This window comes from Aeromicrobium fastidiosum, from assembly GCF_017876595.1.
Classification (GTDB): Bacteria; Actinomycetota; Actinomycetes; order Propionibacteriales; family Nocardioidaceae; genus Aeromicrobium; species Aeromicrobium fastidiosum.
In genome coordinates, this window is the sequence record NZ_JAGIOG010000001.1 from 3,713,169 (window position 1) to 3,737,210 (window position 24,042).

General features: G+C 69.0%; 24 protein-coding genes. 11 read left to right on the forward strand and 13 right to left on the reverse strand.

Annotation, left to right across the window (positions count from 1 at the left end; all coding sequences use genetic code 11):
* The first annotated feature begins 1 nt into the window (after position 1).
* Positions 2 to 1,324: a M20/M25/M40 family metallo-hydrolase gene (locus JOF40_RS18520; protein WP_129182599.1), complete on the forward strand. Its 1,323-nt coding sequence runs from the start codon at positions 2 to 4 to the stop codon at positions 1,322 to 1,324.
* Positions 1,325 to 1,340: 16 nt separating this feature from the next.
* The gene (locus JOF40_RS18525; RefSeq protein ID WP_129182601.1) at positions 1,341 to 2,258 is read left to right on the forward strand and encodes a LysR family transcriptional regulator; all 918 of its coding nucleotides are present in this window, start codon (positions 1,341 to 1,343) and stop codon (positions 2,256 to 2,258) included.
* A 9-nt stretch (positions 2,259 to 2,267) separates the two neighbouring features.
* On the opposite strand, the gene JOF40_RS18530 is transcribed toward JOF40_RS18525, so the two are convergent.
* Both JOF40_RS18530 and JOF40_RS18535 read right to left on the reverse strand, forming a co-directional pair.
* The gene (locus JOF40_RS18530; protein ID WP_129182603.1) at positions 2,268 to 3,437 is read right to left on the reverse strand and encodes a Glu/Leu/Phe/Val family dehydrogenase; all 1,170 of its coding nucleotides are present in this window, start codon (positions 3,435 to 3,437) and stop codon (positions 2,268 to 2,270) included.
* An 83-nt stretch (positions 3,438 to 3,520) separates the two neighbouring features.
* Positions 3,521 to 4,207 carry a TetR/AcrR family transcriptional regulator gene (locus JOF40_RS18535; protein ID WP_129182604.1) on the reverse strand — a complete coding sequence of 229 codons (687 nt, stop codon included), beginning with the start codon at positions 4,205 to 4,207 and terminating at the stop codon, positions 3,521 to 3,523.
* Between the two features lie 93 nt (positions 4,208 to 4,300).
* On the opposite strand from JOF40_RS18535, the gene JOF40_RS18540 reads away from it, so the two are divergent.
* Together JOF40_RS18540 and JOF40_RS18545 are read left to right on the forward strand one after the other, a co-directional pair.
* Entirely contained in the window at positions 4,301 to 5,866 is a 1,566-nt protein-coding gene (locus JOF40_RS18540; RefSeq protein ID WP_209674703.1) for a M28 family peptidase, read from the forward strand.
* Complete coding sequence (locus JOF40_RS18545; protein ID WP_149712868.1) at positions 5,863 to 7,056, forward strand: lipase family protein; 1,194 nt, start codon at positions 5,863 to 5,865, stop codon at positions 7,054 to 7,056. Before JOF40_RS18540 ends, JOF40_RS18545 begins: the two co-directional genes overlap by 4 nt.
* A gap of 120 nt (positions 7,057 to 7,176) precedes the next feature.
* Here the strand turns inward: JOF40_RS18545 and leuA are convergent, their stop codons facing one another.
* Positions 7,177 to 8,907 carry a 2-isopropylmalate synthase gene (gene leuA, locus JOF40_RS18550; protein ID WP_129182608.1) on the reverse strand — a complete coding sequence of 577 codons (1,731 nt, stop codon included), beginning with the start codon at positions 8,905 to 8,907 and terminating at the stop codon, positions 7,177 to 7,179.
* 137 nt (positions 8,908 to 9,044) lie between these two features.
* On the opposite strand from leuA, the gene JOF40_RS18555 reads away from it, so the two are divergent.
* Positions 9,045 to 10,070, forward strand: a complete 1,026-nt coding sequence (locus JOF40_RS18555) for a glutathione S-transferase C-terminal domain-containing protein (RefSeq protein WP_129182610.1) — start codon at positions 9,045 to 9,047, stop codon at positions 10,068 to 10,070.
* Between the two features lie 85 nt (positions 10,071 to 10,155).
* Here the strand turns inward: JOF40_RS18555 and JOF40_RS18560 are convergent, their stop codons facing one another.
* The 4 genes from JOF40_RS18560 to JOF40_RS18575 are packed head-to-tail and all read right to left on the reverse strand — an operon-like array spanning position 10,156 to position 15,121.
* A complete protein-coding gene (locus JOF40_RS18560; RefSeq protein ID WP_129182612.1) occupies positions 10,156 to 10,710 on the reverse strand; it encodes a GrpB family protein in 555 nt (184 codons plus the stop codon).
* Positions 10,707 to 12,935, reverse strand: a complete 2,229-nt coding sequence (locus JOF40_RS18565) for a transglutaminase TgpA family protein (RefSeq protein WP_129182614.1) — start codon at positions 12,933 to 12,935, stop codon at positions 10,707 to 10,709. The genes JOF40_RS18560 and JOF40_RS18565 overlap by 4 nt, the downstream gene beginning before the upstream one ends.
* Positions 12,922 to 14,181 (reverse strand): DUF58 domain-containing protein, encoded by a 1,260-nt coding sequence (locus JOF40_RS18570; RefSeq protein ID WP_129182616.1) that lies wholly within the window; start codon positions 14,179 to 14,181, stop codon positions 12,922 to 12,924. Before JOF40_RS18570 ends, JOF40_RS18565 begins: the two co-directional genes overlap by 14 nt.
* Position 14,182: 1 nt before the next feature.
* Entirely contained in the window at positions 14,183 to 15,121 is a 939-nt protein-coding gene (locus JOF40_RS18575) for an AAA family ATPase (protein ID WP_129182617.1), read from the reverse strand.
* Positions 15,122 to 15,222: 101 nt separating this feature from the next.
* On the opposite strand from JOF40_RS18575, the gene JOF40_RS18580 reads away from it, so the two are divergent.
* From JOF40_RS18580 to JOF40_RS18595, 4 genes are read left to right on the forward strand one after another with little or no spacing between them, the layout of a single operon-like run.
* On the forward strand, positions 15,223 to 15,675 hold the full coding sequence (locus JOF40_RS18580; RefSeq protein ID WP_129182619.1) for a flavodoxin family protein: 453 nt from the start codon (positions 15,223 to 15,225) through the stop codon (positions 15,673 to 15,675).
* Between the two features lie 21 nt (positions 15,676 to 15,696).
* Entirely contained in the window at positions 15,697 to 16,086 is a 390-nt protein-coding gene (locus tag JOF40_RS18585; protein ID WP_129182621.1) for an Imm51 family immunity protein, read from the forward strand.
* Entirely contained in the window at positions 16,079 to 16,537 is a 459-nt protein-coding gene (locus JOF40_RS18590) for a hypothetical protein (RefSeq protein ID WP_129182623.1), read from the forward strand. The genes JOF40_RS18585 and JOF40_RS18590 overlap by 8 nt, the downstream gene beginning before the upstream one ends.
* Before the next feature lie 22 nt (positions 16,538 to 16,559).
* Positions 16,560 to 17,276 (forward strand): hypothetical protein, encoded by a 717-nt coding sequence (locus JOF40_RS18595; protein WP_129182625.1) that lies wholly within the window; start codon positions 16,560 to 16,562, stop codon positions 17,274 to 17,276.
* Between the two features lie 9 nt (positions 17,277 to 17,285).
* On the opposite strand, the gene JOF40_RS18600 is transcribed toward JOF40_RS18595, so the two are convergent.
* Entirely contained in the window at positions 17,286 to 18,314 is a 1,029-nt protein-coding gene (locus JOF40_RS18600) for a PHP domain-containing protein (RefSeq protein ID WP_129182627.1), read from the reverse strand.
* Between the two features lie 9 nt (positions 18,315 to 18,323).
* Positions 18,324 to 19,130 (reverse strand): pentapeptide repeat-containing protein, encoded by an 807-nt coding sequence (locus JOF40_RS18605; RefSeq protein WP_129182629.1) that lies wholly within the window; start codon positions 19,128 to 19,130, stop codon positions 18,324 to 18,326.
* Positions 19,131 to 19,155: 25 nt separating this feature from the next.
* Here JOF40_RS18605 and JOF40_RS18610 point away from each other — a divergent pair, with 25 nt between their 5' ends.
* Entirely contained in the window at positions 19,156 to 19,422 is a 267-nt protein-coding gene (locus tag JOF40_RS18610) for an acylphosphatase (protein WP_129182631.1), read from the forward strand.
* 131 nt (positions 19,423 to 19,553) lie between these two features.
* Complete coding sequence (locus JOF40_RS18615; protein ID WP_129182633.1) at positions 19,554 to 20,849, forward strand: HNH endonuclease signature motif containing protein; 1,296 nt, start codon at positions 19,554 to 19,556, stop codon at positions 20,847 to 20,849.
* Between the two features lie 42 nt (positions 20,850 to 20,891).
* Here the strand turns inward: JOF40_RS18615 and JOF40_RS18620 are convergent, their stop codons facing one another.
* The 4 genes from JOF40_RS18620 to JOF40_RS18635 are packed head-to-tail and all read right to left on the reverse strand — an operon-like array spanning position 20,892 to position 24,032.
* A complete protein-coding gene (locus JOF40_RS18620; protein ID WP_129182635.1) occupies positions 20,892 to 21,413 on the reverse strand; it encodes a GNAT family N-acetyltransferase in 522 nt (173 codons plus the stop codon).
* A 12-nt stretch (positions 21,414 to 21,425) separates the two neighbouring features.
* The gene (gene era, locus JOF40_RS18625; protein WP_129182637.1) at positions 21,426 to 22,376 is read right to left on the reverse strand and encodes a GTPase Era; all 951 of its coding nucleotides are present in this window, start codon (positions 22,374 to 22,376) and stop codon (positions 21,426 to 21,428) included.
* Positions 22,373 to 22,711: a cytidine deaminase-like protein gene (locus JOF40_RS18630; RefSeq protein ID WP_129182639.1), complete on the reverse strand. Its 339-nt coding sequence runs from the start codon at positions 22,709 to 22,711 to the stop codon at positions 22,373 to 22,375. The genes era and JOF40_RS18630 overlap by 4 nt, the downstream gene beginning before the upstream one ends.
* Entirely contained in the window at positions 22,695 to 24,032 is a 1,338-nt protein-coding gene (locus tag JOF40_RS18635) for a hemolysin family protein (protein WP_129182641.1), read from the reverse strand. The genes JOF40_RS18630 and JOF40_RS18635 overlap by 17 nt, the downstream gene beginning before the upstream one ends.
* Positions 24,033 to 24,042 lie beyond the last annotated feature (10 nt).

The window sequence follows — 24,042 nt, forward strand, 5'->3', positions numbered from 1 at the left end:
CATGACTGCGCTGGGCGACACTTCTGGAGTCGCCCAGCACCTGTCCGCGCTGATCACGTGTCGCACGATCTCAGAACCGGACCACCACGACCCGCAGGAGTTCGCCCGGCTTCGCGGACTGCTGCGCGACATGTATCCGGCCACGCATCGCGCCACCGAGCGGATCGAGCTGCCCGGCGGTTCCCTGTTGCACATCTGGCGTGGCAGGCGAGCTGAACGCCCCCTGCTCCTGATGGCACATCACGACGTGGTGCCGGCCGAGGCTTCCCGATGGGCCCACGATCCCTTTGGCGGCGACATCAGCGAGTCATCCGTGCACGGGCGTGGAGCCCTCGACGACAAGGGGGCGCTGGTCTGCCTCCTCGAGGCGGTCGAGGCCCTGGCCGTCCAGGACTTCGTGCCCGATCACGACATCTACGTGTTCTCAGGAGCTGACGAGGAGACGGACGGCAACGGGGCGAGACTCGCTGCGAAGGTGCTGCACGACTGCGGAGTGCGCCCGTGGCTCGTCAGCGACGAGGGCGGAGCAGTCGTCCCGCCGGGTCTCATCCCCGGACAGGACGCCCCGATCGCCATGGTTGCGCTCGCGGAGAAGGGAACCGTCGATGTCGATGTCGTCGCCCGGTCCGAAGGCGGTCACTCGTCCGTGCCCCTGCGGGGTGGGGCGACCGAGAGACTCGCCGAGGCCGTGCTCCGGATCAGTCGTCACGAGCCACAGACGCGGGTGTCAGCCCCCGTCCGAGCCATGCTGGCTGCTGTTGCCGAGCACTTTCCTCCCACCTTCGCGGGGCTGGCCACGGCGCCCGAGGCCACCATCTCATCAGCCTTGTCCGACGGCGGCCCGGAACTGGCGGCGCTGATCCGATCCACCATGGTCGTGACCCGCATGACAGGCAGCCCCGCTGACAACGTGCTGGCCACCCGCGCATCGGCCAACGTCAACGCACGGCTGGCTCCCGGGGACGACAAGGTCCAGCTGGAGTCGCGGCTGTCCACCTTGCTCGATGGGCTGGACATCAGCATCGACGACGTCCGCGGGGACGATCCGTCGCCCACCGCCGCCGGCACGGGCGCGCAGTGGGACCTGCTCACCGCGGCCATCACACACCTCGACCCGGACGTACGCGTGGTGCCGTACCTGCAGTCGGGAGCCACTGACAGCAGGCACTTCACCAGCATCAGCGATGCGGTCCACCGTTTCTCGCCGTTGACGATGGACAGCTCCCAGCGAGCAGCCATCCACTCTCACGACGAGCACGTCACCGTCGAGTCGTTGGCACGAGGCGCGTCGTTCTATCACGCACTGATGACGCTGCCGCACTGACAGATCGCTGACCGCCATGATCAATCCGATCCACCTGCGCACTCTCACCACGGTCGTCGAACGGGGATCCTTCGCAGCGGCTGGCCGCGATCTGGGATACACCAGCTCTGCGGTGTCCCAACAGGTGGCGCACCTGGAGCGCATCACCGGCCTGACCCTGTTCGAGCGCGACTCTCGCCGCGCCCGTCCGACCGAGGCCGCGGTCTCGCTGGTCCGGCACAGCGCCGAGGCGCTTCTGGCCCTCGACACCTTGGAGGCCCAGCTGCCGCGGCTACGCACCGGGCACACATCGACCCTGCGACTCGGCACCTTCCCCACCGCCAGCGCCGCGGTGATGCCTCTTGCGCTTGCCCACCTGGCCGCATCGCATCCCGACGCCAGGGTCGAGCTGGACGAGGACGAACCGGTCGCTCTGGTCTCGCGTCTGATGACGTCGCAGCTCGACCTCGCCCTGATCTACGAGTACGACCTCGTCCCGCAGCGCTGGCCTCCAGGGATGGACTGCATCCCTGTGCTGGTCGAGGACATGGTGATGGCGCGGTCGCCGGGCCAGGTGACTCACGCACTCAGCGGGATGTCCGATGCCCGGTGGATCAGCACGCTCGACGGGTCGGCTGGAGACCTTTTTCTTCACCGCCAGTGCGCGCTGGCGGGGTTCGAGCCACAGGTGCCTTGGCGGAGCAATGACTACGACGTGGTGCGGGGCCTGGTCGCCGCTGGCCTCGGGACAGCCCTGGTACCAGCCCTGGCCACGATCGGATGGAACGACGCCGCCGATCTGGACCAGCCTGAGGATGTGCGGGGACACCGCCGCGTGTGGATCGTGCGGCGACGCGCCGCGTGCCATCCGCTCGCCGCGACCGTCATCGACTCGTTGCACTCCGCGGCTCGTGCCCTGACGCGTCGTCATCGTCGCGTGCATCGGCCGCGCTGACGGCCCAGCTCACCGCGTGCCGACGCCCCAATCCGGTCGAGGAACGTGGCCACGCTGAAGCATCGCTTCGCGTACCCGCGACCGGGCCAGGGCAAGAGCGACCTCGCGTGGGTCGCCATCGTGATCGTGGGCATGGCGCAAGACGTGCGCGGCATTCGTCCTGAGCTTGGCCGAGACCGTCTCGAGCACACTCGTCGGATCGACCACGAAGGCCGAGTGCCGCATGTCCATCGCGTGGGCAGCGGCCACGGCACCTCCTGCATTGGCGATGAAGTCCGGGATCACCGTGATGCCGCGCCGACGCAGGACGGCCCTGGCCCCGGACGTGGTCGGCATGTTGGCACCCTCGACCACCAGTCTCGCCGTGATCCGGTGCGCCATCGCCTCATCGATCGTGTCCTCGCGAGCTGCCGGCACGAGCACGTCGGCCTCGACCTGCGCCAGTGCCCCAGTCGCCAGCAACGGACGTCCCACGTGCTTGACGAAGTCATCGCCTGCCTCGGCGCTGGCGTGCACCAGCTCATCGACGGCCAGACCGTTCGGATCGTGCACCGCACCGTGCACGGTCGAGACGGCGACGATCACTGCACCCAGTTCGACCAGCCGCTGAGCAGCTGCCTGGCCCACCGCACCGAAGCCCTCGATCGCGACCCGCCCGCCCTTCAGCTCGATACCGAGGTGATCGGTGGCCGCATCCACGACTTCAGCGACACCGAACCCCGTGATCCCGAGCTCGTCGTAGGGCAGACCTCCCAGCGCACTCGGTAGTCCGACCGCAGCATCGCGGCCCCCGATCTCATCGGCCAGGATTGCCGCATCCGCCTCGGTCAACCCCATGTCGAGCCCGAAGACGTACTCAGCAGGCACTTCGTTGCTCAATGCCCGCGCGAACGACCGCAGCATCGCTTCCTTGTCGTGTCCGCGCGGATCACCGACGATGCCCGCCTTGGCACCGCCGAAGAACAGATCGACCGCGGCCCACTTCCAGGTCATCGATCGAGCCAGTCGCGAGATCTCGCCGACCGACACGTGCGGACCCATGCGGGTGCCACCCTTTCCCATGCCGCGGGAGGTGTTGTCGATGACGAGGACACCCCGCATTCCGGTGCGCCGATCCGCCACGCAGACGATCTTCTCGGGTCCCCAGTCATCCATCGCGGCCAGCGCGTCTGCAGTCATGCCGACAGCCTTGCCATGGACCGATCAGGGGGCAACGGCCGAACCCACAGATCTCCTGTTGCTCACCCCAGAGCTGCGTTCGCTCAGACGACGTCTCCGACCAGCCTGAGGACCCAGTCGACGGCTCCGACACGGATCTGTTCGAGATCAGACCTGATGGCGTCGTCGGTGCCGTGCTCGGAGTCCAGGGCGTCGGAGGCCAGCTGCCTGGCCGCGTAGACCCCGACGAGGTAGGCAGTCTCGGGAACACGATCGCCCGCGGACGCATCCCACTCGCGATGCTTGTCACGGAGCAGCTGCGCCATTCCGACCAAGGCCTCGCGCCGCCTCGCTCGAGCCGCCTTGCCCATCGCATCCATCTCGACCTGGAAGGCCTTGGCAACCACCAGATCATCGGACAGTGTTCCGAAGTAGGCGGCCAGGACCGCCTCGACGTACTCGCGCCAAGTGCGGCCTTCGCTGCTGACGGAGATGAGCCGACCGAGCAGGACGTCGATGAAGCCTTGATAGGCGGCGGACACGGCCTCGTCCCGATCCGCGAAGTTGTCGTAGAAGGCAGTGAGGGAGACCCCGGCGCGCAGGCAGACCTCGCGGGCGCCGATGGCTCGATGTCCCCCGTCCGCCAGCAGCTCGACAATGGCGATCACGATGCGGTCGCGTTGGATGCGGCCGACCTCGTCGCGGGCCAGGTCGTGCTTTCCCCGCGGCAAGGACCGTGGCCGGGTGAAGAAGACACCGTCGCAGATCGTGGCGATCTCTGTGGCGGTCATGACGCCATTATGCCCAGCGATGCGGGGTCTGGCGCGTCGGCCTCACTTAAAGTACGCTTTGTTACTTAATTGATCCAGCGTCAGGACCCACTCATGAACCGCAGCATTCTGTCTCGTGCACGATCCACCCGGACGGCGGCCGTCGCCGCCCTCTCGGTCGCGGTGGCACTCCCCGCGCTCGCGATGCCGAGTGAAGCGACCTCCACCGGCCCCGAGTCGCCCAAACGTCCCGGTCTGGCATCGACCGACGAGTTCATGAACACGATTCGCGACATCGTCGGCTTCGCGCCGCGGACCACCGGGTCCGTCGGCGGCCGCAGGACAGCCAACTACGTGGCTGATCGGTTCCGCCGAGCCGGGCTGGAAGACGTGCACTTCGAGACCGCGACCTCCTACAAGTGGACGGCGCGCGACTCCTCGCTGGTCGTCGGCGGCGAAGCCATCGACTCGTTCCCCATCTCGCACTCGCTCATCAATGACGCGACCACACCCAGCGCCCGGACGCTCGGACCGCAAGGACAGACCGGGGAGATCGTCGACATCGGGTCCGGCACCATCGGCACGTCGGACGTGAAGGGCAAGTGGGTGCTGTTCGACCTCAAGTTCGAGCTCCCTCTCATCGCGATGCTGCCCTTCACGAACTTCCTCTGGGATCCGTATCTTCGCCTGATCAACCCGTCCAAGCTCTTCGGCGCCAACCCCTACGTCACGTCTCAGACGAAGATCGTCGACGAGGCGCAGCAGGCAGGTGCCCTCGGTGTGATCGGTGTGCTCAGCGACTACTTCGACTCCAACCGCTATCACAACGAATACCACCGACGCTCCCCCATGACGGCCCCCGGCGTCTGGATCACCAAGAAGGAGGGCGCTCGACTCCGTTCCCTGCTGCCGAGCGCGCCGAAGGCCACGATGAAGCTGACGACCGAACGCAAGGCCGTCACAGCACGCACGGTCGTCGGCTTCCTGCCCGGCACCACCAAGGACACCGTGATGGTCCAGTCGCATCACGACTCGCAGGGGCCAGGTGCCGTCGAGGACGCGACCGGCACCTCCGAGGTCATCGCCCTGGCCGACTACTACGGGGCCGAGGCGAAGAAGCCCGGGTACAAGAAGCGTCAGAAGACCATGATGTTCACGACGTTCGACACCCACTTCACGGGCTATCAGCAGCACCAGGCGTTCGTGAAGAAATACATCACCGACCAGGAGACGCCTTACCGCATCGTCGCAAATGCCACGATCGAGCACGTCGGCAAGCACGCGACCGTCTCCCAGGACGGCAGCTTGAAGGTGCGCGACGAGCACGAGCCTCGCGGGATCTTCGAGAACCTGAGTCTTGCCCTGAAGATCAAGCTCGACTCCGCGATCGTCCGCAACAACCTGCACACCACCGCCGTGCTCAACTCCACCCTGCCGTCGGCGCTCCTCGGTGGCATCCCTACCGACGCGTCCTTCGTCCTGCAGGCGGGTGTGCCCACGATCAGCCTGATCGCCGGTCCTCTCTACATGTACGACGACGCCGACACGATCGACAAGATCGACCAGTCTCAGCTGCGTCCCGTCGCCACGTTCTTCGCGGACATGCTCGACGCCCTCGAGAAGACGCCCGCCGATCGCATCGGGCAGAGCTCGCTCCTGTCGCGCCTGGGCACCAGATGAGACGCGCTCGTCGGATCTGGGCCGTCCTCGTCCTGTCGGTCCTCCTGGCCCAGTCCGTCTCCCCGAACATGTCGGTCGCCAGTGCGAGCACCGTCGACCCGCGTTCCACCCCGCGCCAGCTCCTCGGCACCAGCGGAGCTGGACAGACCAGCCAGCTCGCCGGGGCAGGACGATCCCTCAACGTCAGGTACACGACCACCAACCATGCGGGCTCGGTGGTCGAGGCGACCGGGCTGGTGCTGGTGCCCTCGGGCCCCACCCCGGACGGCGGTTGGCCCCTGGTCGTCTACGGGCACATGACGACCGGCGCAGCCGACCGATGCGCCCCGACGCGCGGGACACCGGGACACCCGGAGCTCCGCCGAATGCAGCAGGGCGACGATCTCGCACGCCGCCTGCTTTCCGCCGGAGTCGCTGTGGCGCGGCCCGACTACGAAGGTCTGGGGTCTGCCGGTGGCCATCCGTACCTGCGCGGCGAGTCACTGGGCAGGTCGATGATCGACATGGTTGCCGCCACCCGCCAGCTGATCCCCCTGAACGGCGACTGGGTGGCGTCCGGCCACTCCGAAGGCGCGGTGGCAGCACTCAACGTCGCCGACAGACGACAGAAGCTCATCCCCGGCATGCATCTGAGAGGTGTGCACGCCATCACGCCGGTCACGCAGATGGACGCGCTGATCCGACTGCTGCGGCCTCTCCCCGTCGCCGCGCAGCCGCTCACCGGACCGCTGGTCGCGCTCGCCGCACTCATCATCAAGGGTCAGGCTGTCGAAGATCCCGCGATCGAGGAGCTAGCGCTCGGCGGCGGGTTGGCACCGCGGGCCGCGGCGCTGTGGGACCACCTGGAAACGCGCTGCCTCGAAGAACTCGGCAAGTCGGACTCCTGGGGCGGGCTCGCACCCTCGCAGCTGTTGGGATCACGAGGAGAACAGCTGATGGGTGCCGTCGTCGACAAGCTCGTCGCGGACGACGTGCGCCGTCTGTCGCTGCGGCACGTACCCGTCAGGATCGATGAGGGTCTCGTCGACGCAGTCGCACCCCTGGTCTTCACCGAACAGCTCGTCCGCACCTACCGATCGCAGGGCATCACAGTCACCCATCGCCGATGGGTCGCAGGGCACTCGGCAACCAACTCCGATGCCCACTCCGTGCCGTCGGCATCTCAGTGGATCGTGGCACGGCTCCGGTGAGCGAACAGCGCCGCACGACCTGCGCCCCTTGAGCTGGTCGAGACACCTCGCCCCTTGAGCTGGTCGAAAGAGCCTCTCGACCAGCTCAAGGGGCGGGACAGCTCAAGGGGCGGGTCTGGTTCAGGCGGGGATCGTCTGGGCGACGGCGCGGTTGGCCGCCGACACCACCGCGCGCAGCGACGCCGTCACGATGTTCTCGTGGATGCCGACGCCCCACACCGTCTCGCCCGCGACCTCGCACTCGATGTACGACGCGGCGAACGCGTCGCCGCCGGACGACAGCGCGTGCTCGGAGTAGTCGAGCAGGCGGATGTCGGCACCGGCCTGGCGCATGCCGTCGATGAACGCCGCCACCGGGCCGTTGCCCTCGCCCTTGAACTCCTGCACGTCGCCGCGCACCCGCAGCTCGACGACCTGCTGGTCGCTGCCGTCGGTCGCGGTGATCGAGCTGAAGCTCTCGAGGCGGTAGGGCTCCTCGCGCTCGAGGTACTCGCGCTGGAACGCCGCCCAGATCGATGCCGGCTCGATCTCGCCGGCCTCCCCCTCGGTCAGCTGCTGCACGATCTGGCTGAACTCGATCTGCAGGCGACGCGGCAGGTCGAGCTGGTGGTCGTTCTTGAGGATGTACGCGACACCCCCCTTGCCCGACTGGCTGTTGACCCGGATGACGGCCTCGTAGGAGCGTCCGACGTCCTTGGGGTCGATCGGCAGGTACGGGACGGCCCACGGTGCGTCGTCGACCTCGACTCCGGCGGCGGCCGCGTCGACGGCCATGTGCTCGAAGCCCTTCTTGATGGCGTCCTGGTGCGAGCCGCTGAACGCGGTGTAGACCAGGTCGCCGCCGTAGGGGTGGCGCTCGGGCACGGGCAGCTCGTTGCAGTACTCGACCGTGCGGCGGATCTCGTCGATGTCGTGGAAGTCGATCTGCGGGTCGATGCCCTGGCTGAACATGTTGAGGCCCAGCGTCACCAGGCACACGTTGCCGGTGCGCTCGCCGTTGCCGAACAGGCATCCCTCGATGCGGTCGGCACCGGCCATGTAGCCCAGCTCTGCGGCGGCGACGCCCGTGCCACGGTCGTTGTGCGGGTGCAGCGACAGCACGATGCTGTCGCGACGCGGCAGGTTGCGGTGCATCCACTCGATCGAGTCGGCGTAGACGTTGGGCACGGCCATCTCGACCGTGGCCGGCAGGTTGATGATCAGCGGCCAGTCGGGCGTCGGGTCGATCACGTCGATGACCCGGCTGCAGACCTCCAGCGCGTAGTCGAGCTCGGTGCCCGTGTACGACTCGGGCGAGTACTCGTAGAAGATCTTGGTGTCCGGCGTGTGGATCTCGGCGTACTTCATGCACAGCCGGGCACCCTGCGTCGCGATGTCGGTGATGCCGTCCTTGTCGAGGCCGAACACCACGCGCCGCTGCAGCGTCGAGGTCGAGTTGTAGAAGTGGACGATCGCCTGCTTGGCACCGACCAGCGACTCGAAGGTGCGGTCGATCAGCGGCTCGCGGCACTGCGTCAGCACCTGGATCACGACGTCGTCGGGGATGTGACCGCCCTCGATGAGCTGGCGGACGAAGTCGAAGTCGGTCTGGCTCGCGCTCGGGAAGCCGACCTCGATCTCCTTGTAGCCCATGCGCACGAGCAGCTGGAACATCGCCAGCTTGCGCGGCGCGGTCATGGGGTCGATCAGGGCCTGGTTGCCGTCACGCAGGTCGACGGCGCACCAGCGCGGTGCCTGGGTGATGGTCTTCGCTGGCCAGGTGCGATCGGGCAGGTCGATCGGCGCGAAGGGCTGGTAGCGCTGGAACGGCATGCCGCTCGGACGCTGGGGGCTGTTGGCGTAGCTGGTCATCGAACTCTCCGGGGTGTTTGTCGGGGCTGCTGGTGGCCGGGACGTGACAAACTCCGCGCCGAGGGGTCCGACCTAGAGGACCTCGACGCGGCAGAGAAGAAGCGAGCGGATCTGCAGCACCCGAATAGGCTAGCAGCATGCCTTCCCACGACACCGCGGACTCCGATCAGTCGACCACCGGCGCGTACGTCCACGCCGGCCAGGAGTTCGACCGCGACATGAACTACATCCCCGATCGCATCGTGCGTTCGGGCACCGACACCGGCGACCGTCCGGCGTGGCCCGTCGAGGCCGGTCGCTACCGACTGATCGTCGCCCGCGCGTGCCCGTGGGCCAACCGGGCGATCATCGTGCGCCGTCTGCTGGGACTCGAGGACGCCATCTCGATCGGCTACTGCGGCCCCACGCACGACAAGCGCAGCTGGACGTTCGACCTCGACCCGGGCGGCGTCGATCCTGTGCTCGGCATCGAGCGCATCCAGGAGGCCTACCTCAAGCGCTACCCCGACTACCCCCGCGGCATCACGGTGCCCGCGATGGTCGAGATCGCCTCGGGCGAGGTGGTCACGAACGACTTCCCGTGGATCACGCACGACTTCGCGACCGAGTGGGTCGAGCACCACCGCGAGGGTGCACCCGACCTGTGGCCGGCGGACGTCCGCGACGAGATGGAGACCGTCATGAAGCGGATCTTCACCGAGGTCAACAACGGCGTCTACCGCTGCGGCTTCGCCGGCTCGCAGGAGACCTACGAGGCCGCCTACGACCGGCTGTGGACGGCACTCGACTGGCTCGAGGAGCGTCTCGCCGACCGGCGCTTCCTGATGGGCGACACGATCACCGAGGCAGACGTCCGGCTGTTCACGACGCTGACGCGCTTCGACGCGGTCTACCACTCGCACTTCAAGACGAGCCGCCAGAAGCTCACCGAGATGCCGGTGCTGTGGGCCTACGCCCGCGACCTGTTCCAGACGGCCGGTTTCGGCGAGACGACCGACTTCGAGCAGATCAAGAAGCACTACTACATCGTCCAGACCGACATCAACCCGACGCAGATCGTGCCGGTCGGACCCGATCCGTCCGTCTGGCTGACCCCGCACGGCCGCGAGTCGCTCGGCGGGCGTCCGTTCGGCGACGGCACCCCGCCCGACCCCGAGGTGTGAGTCACCCGCCCCTCGAGCTCGTCGAAAGGACGCCCCTTGAGCTTGTCGAAAGGCCCTTTCGACAAGCTCAAGGGGCAGGCGGGGCTCAAGGGGCGTTGGTGGCGCGGGACATGATGTCGGCGACGGTCTCGCTCTTGGCGTCGGCGTAGTCGTTCGTGTCGTCCCACTCGCGCCGCGACAGCTCGCGCTTGACGTCCTCGTAGCGCTGCCGGTCGTCGGGGTGCGTGCGCAGCCAGTCGCGGAAGACGAGGTGCCGCTGCTCCCAGTCGCTGCCGACCTCGCAGACGTGCAGGTGGACGTCTTTCTCCGGCGTCCGCAGCATGCGGTGCCCCGGCTCGCGCACGCGCAGCACGTAGCCGGCCGCGACCAGGTCGGGCACGAACGCCTCCTCGTCCTCGACGTCGGCCACGCTCAGGTCGATGTCGACGATGGGCTTGGCAGCCAGGCCGGGGACACTGGTCGAGCCGATGTGCTCGAGCGCCAGCACCCGCTCCCCCAGCGCGGCGACGATGCGCGAGCGCTCGTGCTCGTACCGCTCGGCCCACGCCGGGTCGTGGTCGACGATGACGATGTCGCGCTTCTCACGGCCGCCGATCAGGACGTCGGCGAGGGGGTCCGGGACGGGGTCGTGGGGGCTCACGTCGCCAGTCTGCCGGAGTCGGCGACCCCGGTCACGGGCGTCCGCCCGGTGAGCGACTGGGGCAGCAGCGTCGCCAGCACGCGGCGACGTGTCGTCGCCCCGTCTCGGAGCGACCTCTCGACCGCGACGAGATCGGAGACGCCGTCGCCGGCGGGCTGCTCTCCCCGCGAGAACCGCACCTGCTCGACCCGGCGCAGGAGCGCCTCCAGCGAGGCCTGGTCGACGCCCGGCTGCCTGGCCAGCCGTGCGGCGAAGCCCCGGGGCGTGTCGGCAGCCGAGGCGGGCACCTTGAAGTCGCGCGCAACGTCCTCCAGCTCGCGCCACAGCGGCTCGACGTCGTCACGACCGCGGCTGAGCCTCCAGCGTCGACGCAGCGACCTGACGAGCCACGGCAACGCGCCGACCACGAGGAGCGCCGCCAGCGTCACGATCGCGGAACGAGGAGCCGTCGCGCTGTCGTCGGTCACCGGCGCGGCTGTCGTGTCGTCGAGCCGGTCGGCCCCGCGCTGGGGCGCCGGCGCCTGGGTCGTCGGGGCGTCCGAGGGCTCCGGCTCGGGGGTGTCCCGCACGGGCTCGACGAACGACGTCGCGTCGCCGATCGTCGTCGTCGGGTCGAACCTGACCCAGCCCACGCCCGCGAAGTGGATCTCGGTCCAGGCGTGCAGGTCGTCGGACGTGTTGGTGTAGACCGTGCGTCCCTCGTCGTCGACGGCGCCGGCCGACCCGGGCGCGTAGCCGACCGCGATGCGCGACGGGATGCCCAGCGTGCGGGCCATGACCGCCATCGCCGACGAGAAGTGCACGCAGTAGCCGGCCTTCTTCTGCAGGAACTCCGCGATGACGTCGACCCCGTTGCCGTCGTAGTCGTCGGCCACGGGGGCCGTCTCGGAGTAGCGGAAGTCGCCGTCGCGGAAGAACGTCTGGAGGGCCAGGACGCGGTCGTAGTCGTTGTCCGCGTCGGCCGTGACCTGCCTCGCGGTGTTGGCGATGATCGACGGCATCGATCTCGGCAGCTCGAGGTAGGAGTCGAGCGACGGGTCGGAGTACGTGGGGGCGGCGCGCATCTGCTCGGCCGTCGGCTGCACGTCGATGCTGGGTACCGAGTAGGTCTGTCCGCGTGAGTCGCCGTCGCGCGACGTCAGCGTCATGCCGACACGGCTGAACCGCCAGTCGCCGTCGAGGCCCGACACCGTGTTCAGCGACGGGTACGGCACCGGCAGCATCGAGCTGCGCAGCTGGTCGATCGAGATCCTCGTGGTGCCACCCTCGACCTTGATGGCGCTGGCCACGGTGTCCCGACCCTCGGTCGGGTCGCCGGGTCGCTGCCCCGTCGGCCGCCAGCTGCGTCCGGAGAAGTCGCGCAGCGTCGCGACCTTGAGGTACTGGGCCTCGTCGAACGTCGTCGTGTAGGTCAGGGCCGTGGCCGTGCTGTTGCGGCGCAGGTTCTGGCCCAGCTCGATCATGGGGTTGATGCCCCGGCCGAACACCGTGGGCGGCGGCTTGCCCCACGACGCCGCCACCGCACTGACGTCGGGTGCCACCAGCGGGAAGGCGACCGCGGCGGCCAGCGCGGCACCGCCGAGGACCAGGGCCGGTCCGGACCCGGTGCGGGTCGCGCCGGGGGTCGTGGTGCGCGACCGCAGCAGCACCAGCCACAGACCGGCGACCGCGACGAACAGCCACACCGGCGGGGTCTCGCCCGAGATGAGGGCGGGGGTCGCGAACACCGCCAGGAGCAGGGCGCCGACCAGCGGTGCCGCGCGTCGGCGCTGCAGCAGCAGGTCGGCGACGACGACGATCAGGCCGAACGACGCCGCGACGACCAGCACGATGGGCCGTGCCGCAGCGACGGGTGCCTTCTCCTCGACGATGATCTCCTGGGCCGCGGAGACCAGGTCGACGAGCCCCCGCACGGTGCCGGGGGTCGGGACGATCGACAGCAACGTGTCGGGGACGAAGATCCAGGCGATCGCGACCAGCTCGACGAGGATCGCGACGGGTGCCACGAACCGCACGCCCAGGACGCGCGCGATCGCGCAGGTCAGGCCCGTCATGGTGGCGACGAGGATCGTCGTGATCCACCAGTCGCGGCCCTCGACGATCGTCGAGTAGCCCGACAGCAGGAGCAGCAGGGCCGCGGCGATGATCCCGTGGTCGAACCAGGTCTGCCGGGTGCTGCGCGTCGGCACGGTGCCGCCGTCCGGGCCGGGCTCAGCGCGCGACATGGGCCGTCTCCCCGTCGAACAGCGTCCATGCGTCGGCGTGGTCGTCACCCGGCGACCACGCGACGACGTTCCAGCGAGCACCGTCGAGCACGTCGAGCGCAGCCGCCGACGTGCCGCGCGAGACCAGCGCGAGGATCGCCCGCGACGTCGACAGCGTCGCGACCCAGTGCTCGGCGCGCTCGACGGTGAGGCGTCCGAGCACCACGAACGTCGCTCCCTCGGCGTCGTGGCGGCCGATGCGGTCGAGCGGGTCGGGGTCGGTCGTGGCGAGGTCGACCATCGCGTCCTCGAGCGTGTCCTGATCCTCCGCGACGACGCGGTCGAGGGACGTGCCGTTCGACTGCAGGGCGACGACGTAGCCGGCGCGCACCAGGTGAGCCGTGATGGACGCTGCGGCGACCACGGCCCACTCGAACGCCGGCGAGTACTCCCATGCGTCCTTGCGGTCGCGGGCCGTCCCCTGGCTGGCCGGCTCGGTGTCGAGCACCACGGCCGCGCGGGGCGTCACCTGCTGCTCCTCCTGCCTCACCATCAGCTCGGCCCTGCGCGCCGTGGCCTTCCAGTGGATGCGCTTGAGCGCGTCGCCCGGCAGGTAGGAGCGGGCGATGACGTCGTCGTCGCCGAGCCCGGCGTTCTGCGGCGACGGACGGGTGGCGCCGTCGTCGCTGGCCCCACGGGGGGTGATCGGCGGCAGCTCGACGCGGCGAGGCAGGACGGTCAGCGGCTCGGCCGTGCCGAAGGTGTGCCGCCGGTAGACCAGCCCGAAGGGGTCGTGCACGTCGACCTGCAGCGGGCCGACGTCGTGGCGTCCACGGCGCACACCCTGCAGCTCGTACGAGAACGTCGCCCTCGACTCGGGTCCGCGCCCGCCGCCCAGCGCCGGCAGGATGCCCGTGTGCACGCCCGAGACCCCGGGCGGCAGGTGATCGTCCCAGCGCGCCTCGAGGCACGGCAGCACCGACAGGTTGGTGACGCGCACCGTCGCACGTGACGTGGTCCCTGGAGCGACGACCTGCGGCGTGAACGATCGCTCGATGCGCACCTGCGAGTGCCCGACCAGCACGAACACCGTCGACAGCACGACCATCGCCAGCAGGAGGCCCGTGACATAGAGCAGCACCGGGAGCGAGAGCAGCGGCGCTCCGGCGAACGTCACTACTGCCGCGGCGACGAACCCGATGCCGCGTCGGGTGATGACGACCGACCGCACGACACGTCGGACGGCCCCCCTGCGCTGGTCAGCCATGTCAGCGGTGCTGGACGGCCCCGGCAGGCACCGGGGTCTCGGCCACGATGCGGGCCACGACGTCGTCGACCGACGAGACGCCACGCATCGGGATGAGCCGGTGCGGCAGCACGACCTGCACCAGCGCGTCGACGTCGTCGGGCAGCACGAAGTCGCGCCCGTGCACCGCGGCACGTGCCTTGGCGGCACGGATGAGCTGCAGTGTCGCTCGGGGACTCGCGCCGAGCCTCAGCTCGGAGTCGGTGCGCGTGGCCTGCACGATGTCGACGACGTACTGCTCGACCGCCGACGACACGTGGATGGCGCGCGCCATCGCGATCATCGCGGAGATGTCGTCGATCGTGGCGACCGCCGACAGCCCGTCGAACGGGTTGTGCGCCTCGCGCTGCTGCACCATGGCCAGCTCGGCGGCGGCATCGGGGTAGCCCATCGAGATGCGGGCCATGAAGCGGTCGCGCTGCGCCTCGGGGAGGGCGTACGTGCCCTCCATCTCGAAGGGATTCTGCGTCGCGACGACCGAGAACGGCATCGCGAGCGGGTAGGTGGTGCCGTCGACCGTGACCTGCCGCTCCTCCATCGCCTCGAGCAGCGCGGACTGGGTCTTGGGCGAGGCGCGGTTGATCTCGTCGCCGATCACGATGTTGGCGAAGACGGCCCCCGGCTTGAACTCGAACTCGCGGGCGACCTGGTCGTAGACCGACACGCCCGTGATGTCGGACGGCAGGAGGTCGGGGGTGAACTGGATGCGGCGCACGGAGCAGCTGACCGACCGGGCGAGCGCCTTGGCCAGCACGGTCTTGCCGACGCCGGGGACGTCCTCGATCAGCAGGTGCCCCTCGGCGAGGAGGACGACCAGCGCTGCCTCGGCGGCCTCGGGCTTGCCGTCGATGACCTTCTCGATGTTGTCGAGGATGGCCCGCGCTACGGTCTCGAACTCCATACGAGATGTTAGGCACATCGCGGCAAACGCGCAGGGTCGTTCGGGAGAACTCGTGCGGTGTGCGGCGGGTTCGCCGGGACGGCGATCGCTACGGTGTGGTCATGGCACGTCTGCTGGTCGTCCACCACTCCCCCACCCCGAACCTGCGGGCGATCCTCGACGCCGTCGTCGCCGGAGCCCGTCACGAGGACATCGAGGACGTTGATGTGGTCGTCACGGAGGCGCTGTCGACCACTCTGGACGACGTGCTGGCGGCCGACGGCTACGTCATCGGCACGTCGGCGAACATCGGATATCTCAGTGGCGCGGTCAAGCACTTCTTCGACGTCACGTTCGACACGGCCAGCGAGGCGACCCGCGGACGTCCGTTCTCCTACTGGGTGCACGGCCGCAGCGACACGAGCGGTGCTGAGCGGGCCATGGAGTCGATCACGACGGGCCTCGGGTGGCACAAGGTCGTCGACCCGTTGTGCTTCCTCGGCCCGCCGGACGACGCTCACCTCGCTGCCGCATCCGAGCTGGGTGCGACGGTCGCCGCCACGCTGATGTCGTGACGGTGCTGAGACACTGGCGCCATGACTGATCGTGACCTCTTTCGCCTGAGCACGGGTGACGAGCCGTCCCTGACGCTCGACTGCGGCTCCACACCGGTCGATGACCTCGTGTTGATCCGCGACACCGAGCCCAACGGCTACTTCTGGGAAGGGGTGTTGACCTTCATCGACCCAAAGCTCGCGAACAGTCTCGAGCTCGACTCCGAGGCAGGCGTGTTCTGTGCCTACGGCGACCGGCCCTTGCTGAGTCAGGCCCAGCTGTCGCTCGAGCCGTACGTGATGGACACGGAGCGGATGTCGGCGCTGCTCGACCGTGCCGACGCCGAGGGAATCCACCTCGAGGGACTGGCCGACCCGACTCCGGCCGAACGTCCCGGCCTTCTCTCGCGACTGTTCCGGCGCCATGACTGATCACGATCTCGCCGGGTCAGCGCGCCGTCGTCGCCTCGTCGGCGGAGCGCTCGTCGCCGCATTCGCCGTCGTGCTCATCGCGATCGTCGTGGTGCGCAGCAACGGCGAGAAGGTGCTCAACGAGAACGGCGAGACGCTGGTGCTGGTGGGCAAGGACTCGGCCACTGACGAGGTCGGGCTCGACGGCCAGCTGACCGATGTCGGCGGATGCCTCGGCATCAGCGCCGACGGGAAGGGCCGAGGCGGGATGGTCGTGATCTGGCCGCACGGCACAACGGTCAAGACACCCGACCCGTTGCGGATCACGGTCGCCGGCACGACCTACGGCATCGGCGACACCATCGAGATCGGCGGCGGCGGGATCGGCCCACTGGAGCCGTCCAGCCACTTCTACGACAAAGTCCCCGACGGCTGCCGGACGGCGAAGGTGTTCGTGGCGAGCAACGGTTGACCCCGCACGCGACAATGGAGTCATGACCGCGCCCGACTTCCTCCCCACCCTGTCCGCCGGCTCGCACGACGCCGAGCACGGCGAGGCTTGCGTCATGGAGTACGTCTCGCTGCTGGCCGGCGAGGAGTGGAGCGACCGTCCCGAGTGCACCCACCCGTTGCTGGCCCACGAGGCACGCACCACCAACGACCTGCTCCGCGACAGCGACCGCTCGCGGCTCGTGCCCCTGATCGGACGGCTGTTCGGCACGACCGACGACTCCCCCGAGCTGCGGGCGCGGCTGCGCATCGCCCAAGCACGCCAGCTCGTCGCGCTGATCGAGCCCACCGCACGCGGGAGCGTCCTCGCGGCGATCGAACGGGCCGAGTCATGGATCGGCCGCGACGGCACCGACGACGACGTCCGCGAGGCGTTCGCCGCCGCGATGAGCGTCCCGACCGCCACGGGCGACCTCGATCACGACCACGTCGAGCTCCATGTCGGCATGGCACGGATGTTCCCGTTCGCGCTCTCCCCCGAGCTCGAGGCAGCCGAGGCCTACGCACTGACCGCGCTCGTCACGGCGCACCGCGTGGCCGCAGGCGAGTGCCGGGCCGACTGCGGCAACGGCCCGGCCCGGGCACGCCGCATGGTCAAGGACCTGGAGGGCCTCATCGACGTCTACGACGCCGTCACTCGGCGACAGGTGCGCGAGGTCACCGCCGACGAGGTGCGCGAGCTCGCCGAGAGCATCGCCTGACGCGGCGCCTCACCGCTTGGCGTGTGACCACTCCAGCAGACGGTCGACGGGCCACGTCGTGACGATGCGGTCGGCCGGCACGCCCGCGGCGTCGGCGCGCTCGGCCCCGAGGTCGAGGAAGTCGAGCTGACCCGGGGCGTGCGCGTCGGTGTCGATCGCGAACAGGCAGCCCGCGTCGAGCGCGAGCTGGATCAGCGGGTCGGGCGGGTCCTGCCGCTCGGGCCGCGAGTTGATCTCGACGGCGACGTCGAACTCGGCGCACGCCGCGAACACGGCCTTGGCGTTGAACTCCGACTGCGGACGCTTGCCGCGTCCGCCCTCCACGAGACGACCCGTGCAGTGACCGAGGACGTTGGTGTGCGGGTCGGCGACGGCCGTCATCATCCGGCGGGTCATGGCCGTGCGATCCATCCTCAGCTTGGAGTGCACGCTGGCCACGACGACGTCGAGACGGTCGAGCATCTCGTCGGTCTGGTCGAGGCTGCCGTCGTCGTGGATGTCGACCTCGATGCCGCTCAGCAGCCGGAAGTCGTCGTGCTCCGCGTCGACCTCGGCGACGACGTCGAGCTGCTCGGCCAATCGCTCGGCGGTCAGCCCGTGCGCGATCGTCAGACGCGGCGAGTGGTCGGTCAGCACCTGGTACTCGCGTCCTCGCCACCGGGCCACGCGCGCCATCTCGGCGATCGACGATCCGCCGTCGGACCAGTCGGAGTGGCTGTGCAGGTCGCCCCTCAGCCGGGCGCGGAGGTCGGCCCCGCCGGAGGCCAGCGGGGACGCTCCCTCGTCCCTCAGCTCGGCGAGGTAGTCGGGGACGACGCCGTCGACGACCTGGCGGATCACCCCGAACGTCCGGTCGCCGACGCCCTTGAGTCGCTTGAGCGCACCGTTGCGCGTCCGAGTGGCGATCTCGTCGTCGGACAGGTGCTCGATCGCGGCGGCCGCGTTGCGGAAGGCCTCGACCCGGTAGGACGACGAGCGTGACCGCTCGAGCCAGAACGCGATCTCCTTCAGAGCGTCGACGGCGCCGAGGTCCTCCATGCTTCGACCCTACGGCGACGCGACCCAGTGCGCCGGACGCCGCAGTGCCGGCGGTATGCGCGTCGCCGCATCGCCCTGCGCCGACGACACCTGCGTCTGGGTGAGGAAGAGGCAGTCCGTCAGGTCAGCACCATCGAGCCGGGCGTCACGCAGGTCGGCACCCAGCAGGTCGGACGACCTGAGGTCGGCGTCGCGCAGATCGGCGGCGATCAGCAACGCGCCACGGAAGTCCGCGCCGCGCAGCCGGGCACCCCGCCGCTTCGCACCGAGCATGGCCGCACCACGGTGGTCGGGGCCGTCGTGCGGTTCTCGAACCAGGGCACTGGCTTGCTGCAGCACCGGGGACACCCGATCGCGGTGCGCCGGCAGGTCGATCCCGTCGAGGACGTCGGCATCGGCCTGTGTCAGCTCGACGGTGCTCTCGCGGAGGCGTGCGATCTTGTCGCGCAGCGTCGCCGCCTCCGGCCGCGCGGCGGCCTCGGCGAGGTACCAGAGCATCTCGTGCAGCTGCCGCATGATCGGCAGCGCAGCGAACATCGCCGCCGAGGTTTCGGGGGCCTCGCGCCAGCTCATGCCGCCGAAGGTCACCTGCGAGACCTGTTGACCGGCACCGAAGCAGTCGTACACGGTGCACCCGCGGTAGCCGACGTCGCGCAGCGTCGCGTGGATCGAGCAGCCGAAGCCGTCGTCGAGGTTGACGCAGGGCTCACCGGCGTCCTTGTCGACCGGGAAGTCGGCCGACCGCTCGAACGCGAGGGCGACGCAGCACAGCCCGAAGCAGCTGCCGCAGTCGGCGACGAGCTCGAGTCGATCCACCGGGCGAGCCTAATACGGTGGTCCCATGACTCGTCGTCACGTCTTCGTCCGCGGGACCGTGCAGGGCGTCTTCTTCCGCGCATCCTGCCAGCAGGAGGCGGCTCGCATCGGCGTCGCCGGCTGGGTCGCGAACCGTCCGGACGGATCCGTCGAGGCAGTGTTCGAGGGCGCGGACGAGGCGGTCAACCGCATGGTGTCGTGGTGCCGCTCGGGTCCTCCCCGAGCCGCTGTCGACGACGTCGAGGTGGTCGACGAGGAGCCTCGAGGCGACTCCGGCTTCGAGGTGCGCTGATCACACCTGCCGACGGCGAGAAGCACTTTCCGCCGCCCTTGCAGGCAATTCGGGACCTTCGTCCCTTGGATGCGCCGCTACTCTTGGGTAGAGTCGAACATACGTTCTAGTCGTCTATCCGGGGTCCGCGCATGTTGATCGAGCAGCTGTCCAGCCTGACCGATGAGGTCGCTGCGCTCGAACCGTGGACGTTGACCGGCGCGGAGGTGCGTGAGGTGATCGCTGCGGTGCAGACGACTCGCACCGCGTTGGACGCTGTCATGTCACGCCTGGCCGGGTGTGCCGATGACATGGGGTTGCCGAAGGACGACGGTGCGTCGTCGACCACAGCGTGGTTGGCGAATTCGGCGAACATCACGAAGGGTGCTGCGTCCAAGCTGGTCGGGATGGCGAAGGTCACCGGCGAGCGTACTGAGTCGACCCGTGCCGCGTGGGCGTCCGGTCAGCTCAGCACTGAGCAGGCCTCGATCATCATGAAAGCCATCGCCGCGTTGCCGGACTGGTGCGGCGACGTCGAGCGTGGTGACGCCGAAGCCCACCTCATCGCGTTGGCCGCCGAGCATGACCTCGATGGGTTGCAGCGTCTGGCGAACCGGGTGCTCGAAGTCATCGACCCCGACGGATTCGACGAACACCTCGGCGAACAACTCCGCGCGCAGGAAGAACGGGCCCGTGCCCGCACCAGGTTCCAGATGGGCCGGCGTGGTGACGGCACCACCCACGGGTCCTTCGTCGTGCCCGACACCGACGCCGACACCCTCAGAGCAGCGATCGAAGGAATCATCGCCCCACGCCGCAACCAGTTGGCTGCCGAATCGTTCGGCATGGGAGCCGACGACTGGGCCGGCCTGCCCCGCGATCAGAAGATGGGCCACGCCTTCACCGAGCTCATCAACCACCTACCCACCGACGCGCTACCTCTGGCCGGGGGTCTCGCGGCGACCGTCGCGGTGATGGTCGACGTCGACGACCTCCGCACAGGTCAAGGCACCGCGACCACCACCTCGGGCACCACGATGTCCGCGACCAAAGCCCAGAGGCTGGCCTGCAACGCCAACCTCGTCGCGATGTACCTCGACAGCGACAAACGCGTCATCGATCTGGGCACCACCCGCCGCCTCTACGACCGCCACCAACGACTCGTCCTGGCCACCCGCGACGGCGGCTGCGTCTTCCCCAAGTGCGACCGCCCACCGTCCTGGTGCGAAGCACACCACCTGAACTTCTGGTCCGAGAACGGACCCACCGACCTCGACAACGCCGCCCTGCTCTGCCACTTTCATCACCACCTCGTGCATGAAGGCCAATGGTCCGCACACATGGGAGACGACGGCATCGTCGAACTCATCCCACCGGCCAACATCGACCCCGAGCAACGACCACAACGCCACTCACGCTTCGCATCACAGCAACCCCGCGCCGGATGAGAAACCGGGCCTGATCGCGCTGCCCACGCGCAGTGTGGGCCTTCAGGCGATCAGCGAGTACATCCACATGTCGCGGCGTACACCCGCCACGGTCTCCCACGACCTGAGCAGCCCCTCACGCTCGAAGCCAGCTCGCTCTGCCGTGCGGATCGACGCGACGTTCCGCGGCTCGACGTACAGCTCGAGCCGTGGGATCTCCAGCACACAGCTCGCCCACTGAGCGAGACCCGTCAGCGCCTGGGCCGCGTATCCGTGTCCACGGTGGTCTTGGCCCACCCAGTACCCGAGCGAGGCACGTCCACGATCGACATTCCGCAGGTTCAGGCCGACGTAGCCGACAGCCACGTCGTCGCCGGCACGGGCGACGCAGTAGGCGTAGCTGCGGCCCGACGACAACCGTCCCTGCTGCCGTTCGATGTACTCGAGGGCTTCAGCGACGCCGGCCGTGCTCGGCACCGTGGTCGTGTCGGGGATCGAGGTCGTCGAGGCTGACTGCACCAGAGCGACGTCACCTCGCGTGAAGTCGCGCAGCACCAACTCGTCCAGCTCGATCACCGGCTGCACGCGAGGATCCCGTCAGAAACCGAGCTTGCGCAGCTGCTTGGGGTCGCGCTGCCACTCCTTGGCGACCTTGACGTGCAGGTCGAGGAAGACTGGCGTGCCGAGGATGTTCTCGATCTGGGCGCGGGAGTCGCTGCCGATCTGGCGCAGCCGGGCACCCTGCTTGCCGATGATGATGCCCTTCTGGCTGTCGCGCTCGACGTAGACGTTGACGCGGACGTCGACCAGTGGCTTGTCGGCCGGCCGGTCGGGGCGCGGCACCATCTCGTCGACGACGACGGCGATCGAGTGCGGCATCTCGTCGCGCACGCCCTCGAGCGCCGCCTCCCGGATGATCTCGGCGATCAGCGTCTCCTCGGGCTCGTCGGTGAGCTGACCTTCGGGGTAGAGCGCGGGACCGTCGGGCAGCGTGCCGACCAGCAGATCGGCCAGCAGGTCGACCTGGTCGTCGGAGACGGCTGACACCGGGATGATCTCCTGGAACTGCAGGCCCAGATCGGCGCTGGCCTGCTGGATCGACAGCAGGTGGTCGCGCAGGCGATCGGGCTTGACGAGGTCGATCTTGGTCGAGATCGCGAAGATCGGCTTCTTGCGCCCCTGGCCCGACTTCTGCAGCTGGGCCAGCTCACGCATCAGGAACTTGTCGCCCTCGCCGACGCTCTCGTTGGCCGGCAGGCACATGCCGATCGTGTCGACCTCCGACCACGTCGACCGGACGAGCGCGTTGAGCCGCTCTCCGAGCAGCGTGTGCGGCTTGTGCAGGCCGGGCGTGTCGACCAGCACGAGCTGGGCGTCGGGTCGGTTGACCAGGCCGCGGATCGCGTGCCGCGTGGTCTGCGGCTTCGACGACGTGATCGCGATCTTGCCGCCCACCAGGGCGTTGGTGAGAGTCGACTTGCCGGCATTGGGCCGGCCCACGAAGCAGGCGAAGCCCGAGCGGTGCGCTGTCGTGCCCTCGCCGCTCATGTGGTCTTGACCTTCACGACCGCGCCCTGCGGATCGGCGAGGAACACGCTGATGCCGTGACCCGACACGTCGCGCACGGCCGTGCCGTTCACGACGGGCTCGGGCACCATCTCGCCCACGAGGGCGGCGGCCTCGATGCCGGTCGCACCCGACGACACCGCCATCGCGACCGCGAGGTCGAGAGCGTCGACGCGGATCGACGGCAGGGCGACGGTCGACGCGACGTACGTGCGACCGTCCTGGTCGCGCACCGCGGCTCCGTGCTCGGCCTGGGTGCGGGCGCGCGAGGCACGGGCCAGCGTCACGAGCTTGGCGTCCTCAGGACTGAGATCCATGGTCGGAACCCTTCTTTGGCGATGGGGAGAGCGAACGTCGCTCGGGCTGGTGCTCGTCGTCGGGCGGTGCCAGTCGGCTGACCACGACGTGGCCGATCCGGTTGCGGCGACCGGACGGACCCTCGGCCTCGAAACGTAGTCCCTCGACCTCGACGACACTCCCCCGGATCGGCACCTTGCCCAGGTGCTTCGCCATCAGGCCGCCGACCGAGTCGACGTCCTCGTCCTCGATCGGGATGTCGAAGAGGTCCTCGAGGTCGTCGACCTCGAAGCGCGAGCTGACCCGCCACGAGCCGTCCGACAGCTCTTGGCTCGCATCGGGCTCGGTGTCGTACTCATCGGTGATCTCGCCGACGATCTCCTCGAGGATGTCCTCGATCGTGATCATGCCGGCGGTCCCGCCGAACTCGTCGACGACGATCGCGACGTGCGTGCGCTGCGCCTGCATCTCCTTGAGGAGGTCGTCGGCCGGCTTGGTGTCGGGCACGAACAGGCACGGACGCGCGATCGACTCGATGCGTTCGGTCGTCTCGGCCGTGTGATTGTCGAAGACCCGCTTGGTGACGTCCTTGAGGTACGCCATGCCGACGACGTCGTCGAGGTTCTCACCGACCACCGGCATGCGCGAGTAGCCGCTGCGCAGGGCCAGCGACATCGCCTGGCGCAGGGTCTTCTGCCGCTCGACGAACACCAGGTCGGTGCGCGGCACCATGACCTCGCGGACGATCGTGTCGCCCAGCTCGAAGACCGACTGCAGCATGCGGCCCTCGTCGGTCTCGATGATCGAGCTGGCGGCGGCCAGGTCGACCAGCTCACGCACCTCGACCTCGGACGCGAACGGTCCCTCGCGGAAGCCCTTGCCGGGGGTGACGGCGTTGCCCAGCAGGATCAGCAGCTGCGGGACGGGGCCGAGCAACCGGGTGATGGCGAGCACCGGGGCCGTGGACGCCAAGGCGATCGACTCGGCGTGCTGACGTCCCAGCGTGCGGGGTCCGACCCCGATCAGGACGAAGCTGACCACGACCATGATCGCGACCGCGACGCCGAACCGCGGCCAGAGACCGTCGAGCTCGTCGGCCACGACCAGTGCGACCAGCACGATGCTGGCGGTCTCGGTGAGCACCCGCATCAGCAGCACCGAGTTGAGGTAGGGCGCGGGGTCGTCGAGGATGCGCACGAGCCGGCCGGCGCCCGAGCGTCCCTCGTCGTCGAGCTCCTCGGCGCGGGCCTTGGAGAACGCCGAGATGGCCGCGTCGACGCTCGCGAGCATGCCTGCCACGACCGCGAGCACGACCGACAGCACGATCGGCAACCACGTCATCGGATCGCCC

Bases quoted from the DNA above. Each gene is read 5' to 3' on its own strand.
- JOF40_RS18520 (WP_129182599.1), top strand. From the start codon at position 2: ATGACTGCGCTGGGCGACACTTCTGGAGTCGCCCAGCACCTGTCCGCG.
- JOF40_RS18525 (WP_129182601.1), top strand. From the start codon at position 1,341: ATGATCAATCCGATCCACCTGCGCACTCTCACCACGGTCGTCGAACGG.
- JOF40_RS18530 (WP_129182603.1), bottom strand. From the start codon at position 3,437: ATGACTGCAGACGCGCTGGCCGCGATGGATGACTGGGGACCCGAGAAG.
- JOF40_RS18535 (WP_129182604.1), bottom strand. From the start codon at position 4,207: ATGACCGCCACAGAGATCGCCACGATCTGCGACGGTGTCTTCTTCACC.
- JOF40_RS18540 (WP_209674703.1), top strand. From the start codon at position 4,301: ATGAACCGCAGCATTCTGTCTCGTGCACGATCCACCCGGACGGCGGCC.
- JOF40_RS18545 (WP_149712868.1), top strand. From the start codon at position 5,863: ATGAGACGCGCTCGTCGGATCTGGGCCGTCCTCGTCCTGTCGGTCCTC.
- leuA (WP_129182608.1), bottom strand. From the start codon at position 8,907: ATGACCAGCTACGCCAACAGCCCCCAGCGTCCGAGCGGCATGCCGTTC.
- JOF40_RS18555 (WP_129182610.1), top strand. From the start codon at position 9,045: ATGCCTTCCCACGACACCGCGGACTCCGATCAGTCGACCACCGGCGCG.
- JOF40_RS18565 (WP_129182614.1), bottom strand. From the start codon at position 12,935: ATGTCGCGCGCTGAGCCCGGCCCGGACGGCGGCACCGTGCCGACGCGC.
- JOF40_RS18570 (WP_129182616.1), bottom strand. From the start codon at position 14,181: ATGGCTGACCAGCGCAGGGGGGCCGTCCGACGTGTCGTGCGGTCGGTC.
- JOF40_RS18575 (WP_129182617.1), bottom strand. From the start codon at position 15,121: ATGGAGTTCGAGACCGTAGCGCGGGCCATCCTCGACAACATCGAGAAG.
- JOF40_RS18580 (WP_129182619.1), top strand. From the start codon at position 15,223: ATGGCACGTCTGCTGGTCGTCCACCACTCCCCCACCCCGAACCTGCGG.
- JOF40_RS18585 (WP_129182621.1), top strand. From the start codon at position 15,697: ATGACTGATCGTGACCTCTTTCGCCTGAGCACGGGTGACGAGCCGTCC.
- JOF40_RS18590 (WP_129182623.1), top strand. From the start codon at position 16,079: ATGACTGATCACGATCTCGCCGGGTCAGCGCGCCGTCGTCGCCTCGTC.
- JOF40_RS18595 (WP_129182625.1), top strand. From the start codon at position 16,560: ATGACCGCGCCCGACTTCCTCCCCACCCTGTCCGCCGGCTCGCACGAC.
- JOF40_RS18600 (WP_129182627.1), bottom strand. From the start codon at position 18,314: ATGGAGGACCTCGGCGCCGTCGACGCTCTGAAGGAGATCGCGTTCTGG.
- JOF40_RS18610 (WP_129182631.1), top strand. From the start codon at position 19,156: ATGACTCGTCGTCACGTCTTCGTCCGCGGGACCGTGCAGGGCGTCTTC.
- JOF40_RS18615 (WP_129182633.1), top strand. From the start codon at position 19,554: ATGTTGATCGAGCAGCTGTCCAGCCTGACCGATGAGGTCGCTGCGCTC.
- era (WP_129182637.1), bottom strand. From the start codon at position 22,376: ATGAGCGGCGAGGGCACGACAGCGCACCGCTCGGGCTTCGCCTGCTTC.
- JOF40_RS18630 (WP_129182639.1), bottom strand. From the start codon at position 22,711: ATGGATCTCAGTCCTGAGGACGCCAAGCTCGTGACGCTGGCCCGTGCC.
- JOF40_RS18635 (WP_129182641.1), bottom strand. From the start codon at position 24,032: ATGACGTGGTTGCCGATCGTGCTGTCGGTCGTGCTCGCGGTCGTGGCA.